The sequence below is a fragment of the Mesorhizobium sanjuanii genome, from assembly GCF_002529485.1.
GTDB lineage: Bacteria > Pseudomonadota > Alphaproteobacteria > Rhizobiales > Rhizobiaceae > Mesorhizobium > Mesorhizobium sanjuanii.
Window position 1 is genome coordinate 1 of sequence record NZ_NWQG01000085.1, and the last position, 13,447, is coordinate 13,447.

Genomic DNA, 13,447 nt, shown 5'->3' on the forward strand with positions numbered 1-13,447 from the left:
GTTTGAATGAGGGCGATCATGCCGGTCTCCAATTGTTGCCGACATGTAGCCATTGAGCGCCAAACCGGCAAGAGCCGGTTTCCCGCCGCATGTCGCATCGATGGCTGAAACGAGGCCGTAGAGCATTTTGCAGCCAAGTGGAATCACTTGGCGTCGCACAAATGCGGCTAAAACGAAATAGATAGAGCGGGATGCCCAATTCACCTTCACCGCATTCCGCTCTATGCAAAACCCAGCCTTGACAGCAAACCGCCGCGCCCGATAAATGCGCCATCCGCTGGACGGGGCTGTAGCTCAGCTGGGAGAGCGCGTCGTTCGCAATGACGAGGTCAGGAGTTCGATCCTCCTCAGCTCCACCAGCGGATCTTCCCAGAACCGTCAGTCTTCGCAGCTTTGAACTAGACTGGCTTGACTCCGCTTACCTGGAGACGGCTGTCGCCCTGTGATCGCGCTGGCGCGCATAGGCCACGCAGGCATCCACCGTACTGACGCAGAGCGCATCGACGCTGTTCGGCAAATTGTTGTCGCCGGCATAGGCGACCTCGGCGACGCGGCCGTCGACCATGCGAATCTGCGTATTGCAATAGCCGCCGGGAGCGACATTGACGGACCCTCCGACCGCAGGGATCGCACCCACGGCCAAGGTCGGCACCACGATGCTGAGATTGCCACGCTGCACCACGCGCTGATAGGTCCAGATCTGGCTCGAATGGCCGGCGCCGGCGGTAGCGGTCGGAAAGCCCGCGCACATGCGCACGTCGGCCTCGCTGAGGCCGACCATCTCCTTGCGGGCCGCCGCCGTGGTGGCGTCCACCTTCGCGATGCCCGACGTATCGTCGGGGATGACACAGGAAGACAGGATTGACATGCCGGCCGGCAGAAGAAGGGCAAGCTTTCGAAAGCGCAGAGGTGTCATTGCCGATATCGGATTTGCGTTTTGCCCCTTCGCCCACTCGGTTACGTAGGCAACGAAACAGTCGAGTCAACCCGCACAGCTTCACGAGAAATTGTTGTGCCGCGCCTTCACACCACCCGGATATGGATCGTCATTGCCGACTTCCGGTGCCGCCTGAAACTACAGGGGTGTTCGCTTCTCGTATCTCAGGGCGCCGGTGAAATTCCTTGTCCATCTCGCGATTTGCAACCCACACGCCATGCCGACGCAGCCGGCAGCCCAGTCCCAGGCATCCCGGTAGCGTCCAATCGGTTGCAAGCCTTGAACAACCTCGATCGCGGCGGCGGTCAGAACGAGGAGCACAGTCAGCTTTGCCCTGTGGTCCGGCCAGGCAAAAAATCCGATGGTCGCCAACACGGCAAACGCAGCGACGTGGTTGAGTTTGTCATGACCAAGGGTGATGGCGATGCCAAGCATCTGCAAAAGCCACCCTGGTGAAAGGGTTAGCAGGAGGACGACAGCCAAGATGGCCAGAAAAGCAGTTCTTGCTGTGATGATAGGTGATCCTACATGCGACAAGGTTTGTCAGTCTTTCATCCAAAATGATCGGGCCCAAAGAATTTGCTCATGACCCGCACTTACTAATTGTAAATTTCACTTCCCAACAACCCGGCGCATCGGCCAAACAGATGAAAGACAGTGCTTTAAGGCAGTTCCAGGAAAAGTATGGAACGGTTTTCCCGGGAAGGCGCGTGGTGCTTTCCCTGGGGAATTGCGTCAAAGCAAAGAGAGAGACGATGAATCGCTCAAGCACGCCGCTCGATAGTGCCGGCTGAGCTACACACTCAGGAAAACAAGGCAGGCGTCCAGGTTCCGCCGGCGGCTGCCGCGACGAACTTCACGCCGCGCGCGCTGTCGACGACGTCGGGCGCCTGGGCGGCCTGCGCCGGATCGACCACGCCGCCCGAGCGATGGGCGCGGATGATGTCGGCGGCATCGCGGTAGAGATTGGCGAAGGCCTCGATATAGAGAAACGCACCTCCTCCAGCCGCGCGCCAGTGGTCCGGTGCTATAGCGCGATCCAGGGCAAGCTGCCGAGTGAGCGCTTGTCGGCTGTGCCGTCATGAAGCACGAGAAGTTGGGTGGGCTCCGACAAGAACCAGGCGAATGAACCCCAGGCGAGTTGCGCGACGGTCTTCTTGAAGCCAGCGGATTGGCGATCCTGATAGGCTGTGAGGAACGCAATCTGTTTCCGGTCGAAACCAGCCGCATCCGTGACAGCATGAATGGCATCGCGTCGGCGGTCTGTGATTGCGCCATCAGTCGCCACGACTTCAACGAACAGGATCAAGGGCTCCTTGTGGCCAAGATCGGCGAGGATGATGTCGGGCAGGTTCTTGTCAGCCTCGATCTTGAGACCGATCGCATTGGCAATGGCGTCATCGCGAACGACCACCTTGTTGCCACTCTCGCTCAGCCATAGCATGGCGGGAGCGGCCAGGAATCGCTTGGCGAATACCTCGATGACGGCTTGTGCAATGATCGAACTCGGCCCTGGCGCGAGCAATCTCGTTTCGCCGTTCGGAAAGGTGACTCGAATGCCGGCGGCGTTGGCGGCGGCACCGGCGCGCATGATGGTCACGCGGGCCAGCGCGCCCTTGCTGAGGTGCGTTTCCTGGAAATTCGCGATAGCAACGTCCAGCGCTTCACCTTCTAGCGCCGGATCGAACAGTGTAGAAAAGTCCGCTTTCAGCGCATAGCGGGGTTGACCTGAAGTTGTCGGCAAATCCTCACGACGCAGGACGGCGCCGATTGCCACCAGGCCGTCTCGCAGCGTCTCGTCACGAATGGGCTCGCGCGTATTGTCCGCGTACCAGCGTGATCCCGCAACGATGCCGTTTTTCCGCAAGACGGCGGCGGCGTAGGCATCTCGATCGGCATCGTCCGCCAGCGCTGCCTGCTCGCGGGTCATGCGATAGACATGGACCGGGCCAAGAAATCGCCCTGAACCCTCGACAGCGCCGATGTAGAGTGCGGCGAACACGGTGCTGGCGGCCAGTTCCCGTATGCAATAAATGCGGTTCGGCGTGCCTTCCGGAAAAATCAGCGGCAGTCGCCCGGCGATAAGATCACGTGTCGCATAAGGCGGCCGCGCCGTCATATGAACTCGCCGTAGAGGCGGTCGCATTCCGCCTGGATCTGCTCCCGCGTTGCCCCCGCTGTGACAAGCTTCGCCAGCGCCTTGGTGCTTTTGGGTGCCGGCAGCGGGAGCGCTTCGAGCTCGAAGGCCGAGACGGCGACGCTGCCGCTGATGCAGCGAAAAAGATCATCGACGACACGGCTGTTCAGCAGAGCCGAGACGACTGCCGCCGGCACCTTCGTGCTGCTGGTCGCGCGGACCATGTTGAGGTGGTTTTCGACAACGACGCCGCCATATGTATCGATGAACTCTTCCGGAAGTTCCGCGGCGATCAGTCGGCGGGCCTGCTCCTTGGCGGTTGTGCGTTGAACGAGAACGCAGGGCTCCTCGACAAGCAGCCAGTCATCGCCAGCTTCCAGCTTGAAATAAGGGGCGTGGTTCTTCTTGCGCGCGCGATAGGTGAATTGGCCGCCAGAGGTAACAGACTCTGCCCAGATCAATGGATGCACGCCTTTGCCGCCGGCGCGGTCGCGCAATTGATCCTTGAAGCGATTCCAAACGAGCGGGCCGGTCGAGACCTCGTAGCCCCAATCAGCAAGGCGATGCGTCATCGTCTCGGCCTGGGCGATAAGTCGGCTGTGCTCTGGGGTGCGCGGGGCGAGCCAGGGTGCGGTGCGATCGGATGGCAAGGCTATCGTGCCATTGCGGGTAACCTTGGCCTCGGTTTCGGACGCGACGGTCAAATAGTGTATCTGCGCGCGCTGCGGTTCAGCGCCGCGCTTGTAGACAGCGAGCAGCGTCTCCTGCAGTACATCCTCGAAAACGCCGCGCCGCGCATGCACGAAGTCGATCGCGACGGGTGGCGCCTCCCGGGCGAGAAGGCTGCGCAGCGCAGAATAGTAATGACCACCAAGAAAGCTTGTCGGCGTTAGAAAGGCGACCAGGCCGCCGTGCTTTGTCCAGCGCAGCGCAGCATCGGTGAAAACGCCGTAGAGGTTAGCGTGACCGTAAAGGCTGCGCGCATAACGCTCTCGCAGTTCGGATGGCAAGGAGACTCGTCCGTAGGGCGGATTGCCGACAACGAGATCGAAGACGGGCTCCGAATCGGCTTCAAGCGTATTGCAGGCCGTCACAATGGTAGGGGCGGCGCGGCCAGCTTTGATCGCAACATCGGCGAGAGCGATCTCCAGCGCGCCCTGTGCGAGCATGGCCGCGTGAGGGTCGAGCTCGAAACCAGCAAGCCTCGTGCCGACATGGCTGAGCGCGAAAGCAGGCTCGCACTCGCCAAGCGCGGCGATCATGCGATGCGCGGCATGAAACAGAAATGTCCCACCGCCGGCAGCGGGATCAAGAACTCGCGCGGTACGCCAATCGAGGCCTTCCTCTTCAGCTTGATCGAGAAGGCGATTGACCAGAGCCGGCGGCGTGTAGAAGGCACCGCGTTCGCCACGCTCCTTGGTTGGCAACAGGGCCGGATAGAGGCTGGTCACCAGATGGAGAGCTTCAAGAATAGGCAGCCGTGCGGCGGTTTCTCCAATGGTGTTTGCGAGCGCGGATGCGGGCTCGTCCAACTGCTCTGTGAAGGCGAGTGAGGGGCACAATGCCGGGGAAACGCCAATGGACCTGGACAAAGCTTCCAAGGCGTGGCGGGTCAGCGAAACTGCACAGGTCTCGCGATCACATTCGTCGATCGTCGCGCACCACACACGCGCCAGAAGGCGTGCTTTCGACAGGTCCCCACGCGCAACTTTCAATGCATATCCGTCCACCACGGACTGCGACGTCGCACGCAACTCCGACAAGCGAATCTGTGAAACTTCTCCCATCCCCTCGACCGTAGCCTGCTAAACCCGTCTACGCGATAGCCTATCACGTGTTCTTATTATGTTCCATGTGGAAATCGCAGCGAACGCGACCTTAAGGCAACTACTGGCGTTAGCCGCACCGCCTCGATTGCCGCAACGTAGATCTCCTGTCCATCGTCGCATCAAATGCGCACTTGGCATCGTCGCCACCTGCGGCAAGCACCTCAGTCAGCGTGCTTGGCGTGATTTGCCAGGAAATGCCCGAAGTCAGGGCGCATCCCCCTCGAAGGGGGAGATCGCCCGCCTGTCGATTGTAACGAAACCTTCATGGTTTCGAGATGCGGCTGAAACATTGAGGCCGGACCTTGGGGGCAACGTTCAAAGCCACCCAGGAGACAGCCATGAACAAGATTTCACGCCGCGCTTTCGTCACCTCGGCCAGTGCCCTTGGCCTGGTCGGTGCCTCCGGGCTTGCGCTTCCCTATTATTCCCGCGCCAACCAGCGACCGGCTTTCACGCATGGCGTGCAGTCCGGTGATATCGATGAAACCAGCGGCATGGTGTGGACGCGCACGGATCGCCCGTCGCGCGTCATGTTCGAAGTCTCTTCGACAGAGAATTTCGCCAATGCCACCCGTCTTGCGTCGCTCGATACCTCGCCGGCGAGCGATTACACGGTGAAGCGGCTACTCACCGACCTCGCCGCCGACCAGGACATCTTCTATCGCATGATTGCCGCCGATCTCGCCGACATCAACGCCGTCTCCGAGCCGATAGTCGGCCGCTTCCGGACGGCGCCGGCTTCGAAGCGCGATATCAAGTTTGCCTGGTCGGGCGACACCGCCGGCCAGGGCTGGGGCATCGACGAGACCGGCATGAAGACCTACGCCACGATAGGCAAGCACACGCCCGATTTCTTCCTGCATTCGGGCGACACCATCTATGCCGACGGCGCCATGAAGGACGAGGTCGATCTGCCCGGCGGCGGCAAATGGAAGAACGTCGTGCTCATCGACGGCAAGCGCAAGGTCGCCGAGACGCTGGAGGAATATAGAGACCAGTGGAAATACAATATGATGGACAGACACGTGCTGGGCCTCAGCGCCATCTGCCCGACTTTCTACCAGTGGGACGACCATGAGGTGCTGAACAACTGGTCGGATTCGAAGGATTTGAGCGCCGACGATCGTTACTCGGAAAAATCCATCCATGTGCTGGCGGCCCGGGCGGCGCGCGCCTTCCATGAGATGACGACGATCCGCTATGAGCCATCGGAGCCCGGCCGCGTCTATCGCAAGATCGCCTATGGGCCGCTGCTCGACGTGTTCTTCCTCGACATGCGCTCCTATCGCGGTCCCAACGGTCCGGGCATGGAGGAGACCATGACGCCGCAATCGCGCATTCTCGGCGAACAGCAGATCAAATGGCTGAAGCGCGAACTGGCGAACTCCAAGGCGACCTGGAAAATCATCGCCGCCGACATGCCGCTCGGCCTTGTCGTCTGGGACGACGGCGCCAAGAAGGTTGGAGCCGAGGCGGTCAGCAATGGCGACAACGGCCCGGCCAAGGGTCGCGAGCTCGAAATCGCCGATCTTCTGCGCTACATCAAGAACGCCGGCATCGACAACACCGTCTGGCTGACCGCCGACGTGCATTACACGGCAGCGCATTATTACAATCCCGACAAGGCGCAGTTTCAGGATTTCAACCCGTTCTGGGAGTTCGTCTCAGGCCCGATCCATGCCGGCACGTTCGGCCCCAATGATTTGGACATGACCTTCGGGCCGGAGCTGAAGTTCATCAAAGCGCCGACCGCCGAGCAGGGCCAGAACCTGCCGCCGTCGGCCGGCCTGCAGTTCTTCGGCCTTGTCGATATCAATGGCGCCACCGAACAGATGACGGTGCGGCTGATGGATCGCGACGACAACGAGCTCTACAAGGCGACGCTCGATCCAGTGCGGTCGGCGTGAGGTCGGCGCGAGGCACTCCCCTCTGTCCTGCCGGACATCTTCCCCGCAAGGGGGGAGATTAGCAGCTTTGCCGCTGCCGCTCGTCCTTCAGCGCTGGAGGTTGGCGAAAGCCGACGCGACATCTGATGTCCCCCCCTTGCGGGGAGATGCCCGGCAGGACAGAGGGGGGTGCCGGAGTGCTACCTTTGTCAGGATAGCCGACGCAATAATTAATCCGGGTAGCAGACGGTCGGAATCTTCGGCCAGACCGCGCTGTCGCAGCCGGCGGCTTGCTGCTTCTGCTTGAAGGAGGCACTGACCGGACCGGTCACCACCGGGTCGACGCCATAGGGGGCGTCAGCGAAAAGCTCCTCGGCCGTCTGCGTGTCGGATTTCACGACGGCGCCCGCATCCTTGATCGTCGCAGCCGACTGCGCCGCACCTGCCGCGAGAATCACGGCGAGAGCTGCCCATGCCAGGACTGGACGCAATCTGCTGAGTGGATCGATCATGAAAATTGAACTGCTCGGAGCCGGCAAGGTTCCGCCTTGGTTAACAAAAAACATTTGACACGAAGAGGCTTAAGAATTGGTGACCAGATATTTGGGTATCGGCATCCTCTTTCGCAAATGCGAAAAACCCTGTATGAGCCGCGCAACTGAAAGAGGCGGCGCCTTTTGGCCTGCTGCCTGCAACGCTCCCGAGACCACAACATGAAAATTCGTAATATCGCGATCATCGCGCACGTCGACCATGGAAAACCACCCTCGTAGACCAGCTTTTGAAGCAGTCCGGCTCCTTCCGCGACAATCAGCGCGTCGCCGAGCGCGCCATGGATTCCAACGACCTTGAAAAGGAACGCGGCATCACCATCCTGGCCAAGGCGACCTCGGTCGACTGGAAGGACACCCGCATCAACATCGTCGACACCCCCGGCCACGCCGATTTCGGCGGTGAGGTCGAGCGCATCCTGTCGATGGTGGATTCGGCCATCGTGCTGGTTGACGCCGCCGAAGGACCGATGCCGCAGACCAAGTTCGTCGTCGGCAAGGCGCTCAAGGTCGGCCTGAAGCCGATCGTCGTCATCAACAAGATCGACCGGCCGGACGCCCGCCATGTCGAGGTGGTCAACGAGGTGTTCGACCTGTTTGCAGCACTCGACGCCACCGACGAGCAGCTCGACTTTCCGATCCTCTATGGCTCCGGCCGCGATGGCTGGGTCTCGGAAAACCCCGAAGGTCCGAAGGACCAGGGCCTGGCGCCGCTGTTCGATCTCGTCATCAAGCATGTGCCGGCGCCGACCGTTCATCCCGGCCCGTTCCGCATGATCGGCACCATCCTGGAAGCCAATCCGTTCCTCGGGCGCATCATCACCGGCCGCATCGAGAGCGGCACGCTGAAATCCAACCAGGCGGTCAAGGTGCTGCACCATGACGGCACCCAGATCGAAACCGGCCGCGTCTCGAAGATCCTTGCCTTCCGCGGGCTCGAGCGCCAGCCGATCGACGAAGCGCAGGCGGGCGATATCGTCGCCATTGCCGGCCTGTCGAAAGGCACCGTCGCCGACACGTTCTGCGACCCGGCGGTGAGCGAGCCGCTGCATGCGCAGCCGATCGATCCGCCGACCGTGACCATGTCCTTCCTCGTCAACGATTCGCCGCTGGCCGGAACCGAAGGCGACAAGGTGACCAGCCGCGTCATCCGCGACCGCCTGCTGCGCGAGGCCGAGGGCAATGTCGCGCTGAAGATCGAGGAATCGGCGGACAAGGATTCGTTCTTCGTCTCCGGCCGCGGCGAATTGCAGCTGGCCGTGCTGATCGAGACGATGCGCCGCGAGGGCTTCGAGATCGCCGTGTCGCGGCCGCGCGTCGTCATGCAGAAGGGCGAAAACGGCGAATTGCTGGAGCCGGTCGAGGAAGTCGTCATCGACGTCGACGAGGAGCATGCCGGCGTCGTCGTGCAGAAAATGTCGGAGCGCAAGGCCGAAATGGTCGAGCTGCGCCCGTCCGGCGGCAACCGCCAGCGCATCGTCTTCCACGCGCCGACGCGCGGCCTGATCGGCTACCAGTCGGAACTGCTGACCGATACGCGCGGCACTGCTGTCATGAACCGGCTGTTCCATGCCTACGAGCCCTACAAGGGCGAATTGCCCGGCCGCACCAATGGCGTGCTGATCTCCAACGAGCAGGGCGAGTCGGTGGCTTACGCGATGTGGAACCTGGAAGACCGCGGCCCGATGGTCATCGATCCGGGCGTCAAGGTCTATCAGGGCATGATCATCGGCATCCATAGCCGTGACAACGACCTCGAAGTGAATGTGCTGAAGGGCAAGAAGCTCACCAACATCCGCGCCGCCGGCAAGGACGAAGCGGTGAAGCTGACGCCGCCGATCCGCATGACGCTGGAGCGGGCGCTGGCCTGGATCCAGGACGACGAGCTGGTCGAGGTGACGCCGAAGACCATCCGGCTGCGCAAGCTGTACCTCGACCCGAACGAGCGCAAGCGTTTCGAGAAGTCGGCCAAGGTGGTCGGCGCGGCGTAAGCTTTTCTCCGGAATGATCATCAAGGGAGGGAACACTGCTCCCTCCCTTTTTACTCTACCCGCCGGCAGCCGAGACGATGGCGTCGCTGTCGGCTTCGCCGGCCAGATCGACGCGGATCACCGTGCCCGGGCGGGCCGGCCTGCGCAGGGCCTTGGCCCCATCGGGTGCCACGATCAGCAATCGTTTGTCTTCCCAGCTTTGAAGCCTCGACCTGGAGATGCCGAGTTCACCGGCCAGAAGACGGTCGAGGCGCAACGATGTCGGCATTTCCAATTCGAGTTGGAGTTCCAGGGCGGTTGTCTTTTCCGGCCTGTCGTCGAGTGCTTCCTTACGAATGGTGACGTCGGGGAACTCCTCGACGCGCCCGACCCTGCTGCGCAGCGCAACGACATCGAAGGCATGGCGACGCGCCAGGGCCGGGTCGTTGCCTTCGAGCGCGTGCAACAACGCAGGCTCAATGTCGCGGCGATTGCGCCGCTCCAGAACGCCGAAATTCCAGGAATTGTCGCAATCGATGCAGCGGTAGATCAGCCACGCATCGATACGTTTGCCATTGGCGTTGACGCGGAATTTCCCGCTGCAGTGGTAAGCCTTGAAGGCGCCGCAGCGATTGCAGTTGATGTGAGGTCGAGGTGCGGTCTTGGGCGCGATCGCCCAGAGGATACGTAGTATCGAAGACATGCCGAAAAGCCCTTCCCGTCGGGAAGTCCATCAGATCGGCGATGTCGAGATGCCCATGCGGACACGGCGTGGCGAGAGGCTGCGGTGGTCGGAAATCAGGTGTCGCGGGTGGTGAAACGCAACAGCGGTTCAGCAGTGCCAAACCGGTCTCGAACCGCCACCCTGAGGAACACATGAAATGAAACAGACGTCGCGAATGCGGCGCCATGCATTGTGTCGGGGGAGTTGACGAGACCGGCGGTTACGTAGGCAAAGTGAAGCTCGAAATTGTGTCGGGGCGAGACTTCTAGCCGCGAGGCGGCGGGTCGACAAGCCCCTTCAATTGTCGATGCTACCGCTGCGGGGACAGTTGGGCTAATATTGAGCGATCAACATCCCAATCAGAGATACTGGTCATGCACTTCACGTCGCTTCTGATCTTCGCCGCCGCCCTTTTCGTCGCCGCCGGCTCACCCGGCCCTTCGATCGCCGCGCTCGTGGCGCGGGTGATCTTAAAAGGCTTTCGCGACGTGTTTCCGTTCCTGCTCGCCATGTGGATCGGCGAGGCCATCTGGCTGTCGCTGGCGGTGTTCGGGCTGGCGGTGGTGGCGCAGACGTTTCACTTCGCTTTCGTTATCGTGAAGTGGGTCGGCGTCGCCTATCTCGCATACCTCGCCTGGAAGATGTGGACGGCGCCGGTCGAGGCGCGCGAGGGCGAGATGCCGCGCGAAGATTCGCCGGCGAAGCTGTTTTTCGCCGGCATGGCGGTGACGCTCGGCAATCCCAAGATCATGATGTTCTACCTGGCGCTGCTGCCGACCATCATCGACCTCGCCTCGGTCAGCCTCGTCGGCTGGATCGAGCTGACGGCGACGATGGCGGTGGTCCTCATCGCCATCGATCTCGCCTGGGTGCTGGCCGCTTCGCAGGCGCGAAAACTGCTCCGGAGCAAACGGGCGATGAAGATCGCCAACCGCATCAGCGCCGGCACCATGGCAGGTGCTGCGGCGGCGATCGCGGCGCGGTCCTGAGCTTGATCCCGAACCGGTTTTCTCGGACAAACGGTTCGTTTGCCGAGAGATCATGCCCAAACGAACGGCGCGTCACATCATTTCGACGATCGGCGCGATCTCGACGCTGAAACCCGGGTCCGTCAGGATCGGGCAATCCTTGGCCTTGGCGACGGCATCGTCGATGTCTTTGGCTTCGATGATCGTATAGCCGGCGGTCGGATTGCTGCCGCCATTGTTCTCGACCTTGCCGCCGGGAAGCACGGTCTTCGACATGCCGACCGGATTGCCGCCATCGATAACGGCCGAGCCAAGCTTGGCGTACCAGCCGGTCCAGGCATCCATCGCTGCTTTCCGCTCGGCCTCGTCGGTCGGCATCTTGCCCGAGCCGTGATAGACGTAGAGAAATTTCGCCATGTTCTCCTCCCTTGATCAGCGGCATCGAACCGGCACGCGGTCATGCCGCATGCCGATCATCAAGCCAAACCGGCAAACAAGCAATGAGAATGCGAAGCAGCTAATATAAGGCGCGATGGCTCACCGGGCCATTACATGGGGGCATCCTTCGGCCGTGTCCTAATTGGGCAGCACGCCGGCTGTCGGCGCTGTTGGACTCCTCGGCGCCTGCGGTCCGCCTGGATAGAATCTGGTCGCCGGATTTTGCTGCATGAAATCATAGGCGACCATTCCGAGCGGCCGCTTTGGCCGAGCCGACGCAGACTGCTGCCAGGGGATCACCTGGCGGAGCGCCGCGAGAGCCGCCGTCGGTGCCTCGCCGAACTTTCGCTCCGGCTTCTGCGCCTTGCGTAGTTCCATCCAATAGCTCGCCGTCAAAAGATCCTGCGCCACCAGATGAAACGACACGTCGACCGCCTCGCGGGCGCGTTGCGTCTTGATGCGGGTCTGCGCTTCCAGATCCTCGACGGTGGCGACGATTGCCTGTCCGTTCGGGGTAACCGGCGTGCCGAGGTCAGCCAGTTCCTGCCACAGATCAGTCGGCAGATAGCCGTCGAAGGATGGGATGTCCTTGCGCTGGTCGGCGCTAAGCACATCGGCGGGCTTGATCACGGTGAAGAAGGGATTGCGGAAGCGCTCGATGCGCTGGGCCACGGCAACGCCCAGATTGGTCAAGGCATTGGTGAAGGCCTCGACCTGGTTGGCCAGGGGATAGGGATCCCAATTGGCGTTTGAGAAGATGTAGCCGGACTTGCCGTTACTCAGCTTCCCGCCCTTGATATAGTATTGCATGAATTGCGGCGTGTTCAATTCCGGCGAACTTTGCGGCGTCAGGCCGGGAAGGACCGCCGGATTGTGATCCGACGAATTGATCGACAAGAGCACGGAATCGCGCAGATCGGCCCAGGCCTGCCAGGCCGAGCCCTGGCGCTGGCTGGAGGCGCGCATGCTTTCCGGATCCTGGATGATACGGGCCGGGTCCTCGTCGAAGAGGTAGCTGCCCTTGATCATGTCCATGATGCGGGCGGCGTCCCAGGTCAGCCATGGATAAGGCCGCATCGCCTGCACCGGCACGGAGATCGGCGTGACGCTGGAATTCATGCCGTTGAGACCCATGGCATAGCTCAGATCGGTCCATTCCAGGAGCTTTCGCGCATCCTCGACCAGAAGCACCGCCTGAGCCTGCGCATAGGCGTTGGTGCTGATGAGCGCCGCCTGGTCGGCGGCGAAGGGTTCGAGCGGCTTCAATCCTGCTTGTGCAAGGGCCTGCGCGGCGGGCATGCGAACGCCGTTGAGATAGGCATCGCCCTCGCCGACCATGGCGGCGCCGATGTTGCCGAGCGTCGCCAGGTCGCCTTCGCCAAGCGTACCGCGCGATTGCACGACGGGCGTCACACGCTTGTTCAGCATGTCGACAAGCATATGCGTCAGCTGCGGGCTTGCCGCTTCGTAGGATATGGTGTTGGCGCGGATCGCCATAATGGCGCGCACCAGCGCTTCTTCCTGCAGTTCCGGGCCGTAGCCGCGCGTCACGCCGCCCTTGAAGCGGGCCAGCTGCTGGTCCTTGAGGAGCTTGGTGTTTTCAGGCGTCGTCGGATCGCCGGAGAAGATCACGGTTTCGCGCTGATCGCCGGCGCCCCGGTTGAACCAGTAGATGGTGACGCCTTCGGCCGCGCCCTCCAGCAGCAGGCCATAGGCATCCGCCGAACGCTGCAAGGCCTCGGGGCTGAGCTCGACCTTGGCGCCGCTGCGGGCGATGTCGATGACCTGTTCGATGGTCAGGTCGTGGCCGGTCAGCGTTATCGTCTTGTCGGCCGCCGTCTCGAAAATAGGCTGGTAGGTGGTCGTCGCCTCGAAGGCGAGGGCGGGGGCTGCGACGAGCGCCCATGTCATGGTCAGGGCGCAGAGAAGGATTTTGGGCTTGGCAATTCGGCTAGGCATAAGGGGCTCCCATTGTCGAAGCAGGGCTTCGGGTCACGAGTTTCACCC

General features: G+C 61.8%; 11 protein-coding genes, 1 tRNA gene and 1 pseudogene. 4 read left to right on the forward strand and 9 right to left on the reverse strand.

What is annotated here, in order from left to right:
- The coding region (locus CN311_RS32965; RefSeq protein WP_208866499.1) for a hypothetical protein at positions 1-210 on the reverse strand (210 nt) is incomplete at its 3' end.
- Positions 211-283: 73 nt separating this feature from the next.
- Between CN311_RS32965 and CN311_RS14655 the strand changes: the two genes are divergently transcribed.
- Positions 284-359: transfer RNA gene (locus tag CN311_RS14655), tRNA-Ala, on the forward strand.
- A gap of 59 nt (positions 360-418) precedes the next feature.
- On the opposite strand, the gene CN311_RS14660 is transcribed toward CN311_RS14655, so the two are convergent.
- The 4 genes from CN311_RS14660 to CN311_RS14680 all read right to left on the reverse strand — a co-directional run bounded on the left by CN311_RS14660 (position 419) and on the right by CN311_RS14680 (position 4,837).
- Complete coding sequence (locus CN311_RS14660; RefSeq protein ID WP_165779707.1) at positions 419-916, reverse strand: hypothetical protein; 498 nt, start codon at positions 914-916, stop codon at positions 419-421.
- Positions 917-1,075: 159 nt separating this feature from the next.
- Positions 1,076-1,372 (reverse strand): VanZ family protein, encoded by a 297-nt coding sequence (locus tag CN311_RS14665; protein WP_097574515.1) that lies wholly within the window; start codon positions 1,370-1,372, stop codon positions 1,076-1,078.
- 592 nt (positions 1,373-1,964) lie between these two features.
- Positions 1,965-3,056 (reverse strand): BsuBI/PstI family type II restriction endonuclease, encoded by a 1,092-nt coding sequence (locus tag CN311_RS14675; protein WP_097574516.1) that lies wholly within the window; start codon positions 3,054-3,056, stop codon positions 1,965-1,967.
- A complete protein-coding gene (locus CN311_RS14680) occupies positions 3,053-4,837 on the reverse strand; it encodes an HsdM family class I SAM-dependent methyltransferase (RefSeq protein WP_245440831.1) in 1,785 nt (594 codons plus the stop codon). Before CN311_RS14680 ends, CN311_RS14675 begins: the two co-directional genes overlap by 4 nt.
- Positions 4,838-5,241: 404 nt before the next feature.
- On the opposite strand from CN311_RS14680, the gene CN311_RS14685 reads away from it, so the two are divergent.
- Positions 5,242-6,810: an alkaline phosphatase D family protein gene (locus CN311_RS14685; RefSeq protein ID WP_097574518.1), complete on the forward strand. Its 1,569-nt coding sequence runs from the start codon at positions 5,242-5,244 to the stop codon at positions 6,808-6,810.
- 209 nt (positions 6,811-7,019) lie between these two features.
- Here CN311_RS14685 and CN311_RS14695 read toward each other — a convergent pair whose 3' ends face one another.
- Positions 7,020-7,301: a hypothetical protein gene (locus CN311_RS14695; RefSeq protein ID WP_097574519.1), complete on the reverse strand. Its 282-nt coding sequence runs from the start codon at positions 7,299-7,301 to the stop codon at positions 7,020-7,022.
- A gap of 201 nt (positions 7,302-7,502) precedes the next feature.
- On the opposite strand from CN311_RS14695, the pseudogene typA reads away from it, so the two are divergent.
- A pseudogene (gene typA / locus CN311_RS14700) lies at positions 7,503-9,331 on the forward strand (translational GTPase TypA).
- A 55-nt stretch (positions 9,332-9,386) separates the two neighbouring features.
- Here typA and CN311_RS14705 read toward each other — a convergent pair.
- Positions 9,387-10,013 (reverse strand): DUF1062 domain-containing protein, encoded by a 627-nt coding sequence (locus CN311_RS14705; protein ID WP_097574520.1) that lies wholly within the window; start codon positions 10,011-10,013, stop codon positions 9,387-9,389.
- Between the two features lie 395 nt (positions 10,014-10,408).
- Here CN311_RS14705 and CN311_RS14710 point away from each other — a divergent pair, with 395 nt between their 5' ends.
- Positions 10,409-11,023, forward strand: coding sequence for a LysE family translocator (locus CN311_RS14710; RefSeq protein ID WP_097574521.1), 615 nt, complete (start codon positions 10,409-10,411; stop codon positions 11,021-11,023).
- Positions 11,024-11,095: 72 nt separating this feature from the next.
- Here the strand turns inward: CN311_RS14710 and CN311_RS14715 are convergent, their stop codons facing one another.
- Complete coding sequence (locus CN311_RS14715) at positions 11,096-11,419, reverse strand: YciI family protein (protein WP_097574522.1); 324 nt, start codon at positions 11,417-11,419, stop codon at positions 11,096-11,098.
- Between the two features lie 159 nt (positions 11,420-11,578).
- Positions 11,579-13,399 carry an aromatic amino acid ammonia-lyase gene (locus tag CN311_RS14720; protein ID WP_097574523.1) on the reverse strand — a complete coding sequence of 607 codons (1,821 nt, stop codon included), beginning with the start codon at positions 13,397-13,399 and terminating at the stop codon, positions 11,579-11,581.
- Between the last annotated feature and the right edge of the window lie 48 nt (positions 13,400-13,447).

What these genes read in the sequence shown, in the direction of transcription:
- CN311_RS14660 (WP_165779707.1), bottom strand. Translation starts at nt 916, where the DNA reads ATGACACCTCTGCGCTTTCGAAAGCTTGCCCTTCTTCTGCCGGCCGGC.
- CN311_RS14665 (WP_097574515.1), bottom strand. Translation starts at nt 1,372, where the DNA reads ATGCTTGGCATCGCCATCACCCTTGGTCATGACAAACTCAACCACGTC.
- CN311_RS14675 (WP_097574516.1), bottom strand. Translation starts at nt 3,056, where the DNA reads ATGACGGCGCGGCCGCCTTATGCGACACGTGATCTTATCGCCGGGCGA.
- CN311_RS14685 (WP_097574518.1), top strand. Translation starts at nt 5,242, where the DNA reads ATGAACAAGATTTCACGCCGCGCTTTCGTCACCTCGGCCAGTGCCCTT.
- CN311_RS14695 (WP_097574519.1), bottom strand. Translation starts at nt 7,301, where the DNA reads ATGATCGATCCACTCAGCAGATTGCGTCCAGTCCTGGCATGGGCAGCT.
- CN311_RS14705 (WP_097574520.1), bottom strand. Translation starts at nt 10,013, where the DNA reads ATGTCTTCGATACTACGTATCCTCTGGGCGATCGCGCCCAAGACCGCA.
- CN311_RS14710 (WP_097574521.1), top strand. Translation starts at nt 10,409, where the DNA reads ATGCACTTCACGTCGCTTCTGATCTTCGCCGCCGCCCTTTTCGTCGCC.
- CN311_RS14715 (WP_097574522.1), bottom strand. Translation starts at nt 11,419, where the DNA reads ATGGCGAAATTTCTCTACGTCTATCACGGCTCGGGCAAGATGCCGACC.
- CN311_RS14720 (WP_097574523.1), bottom strand. Translation starts at nt 13,399, where the DNA reads ATGCCTAGCCGAATTGCCAAGCCCAAAATCCTTCTCTGCGCCCTGACC.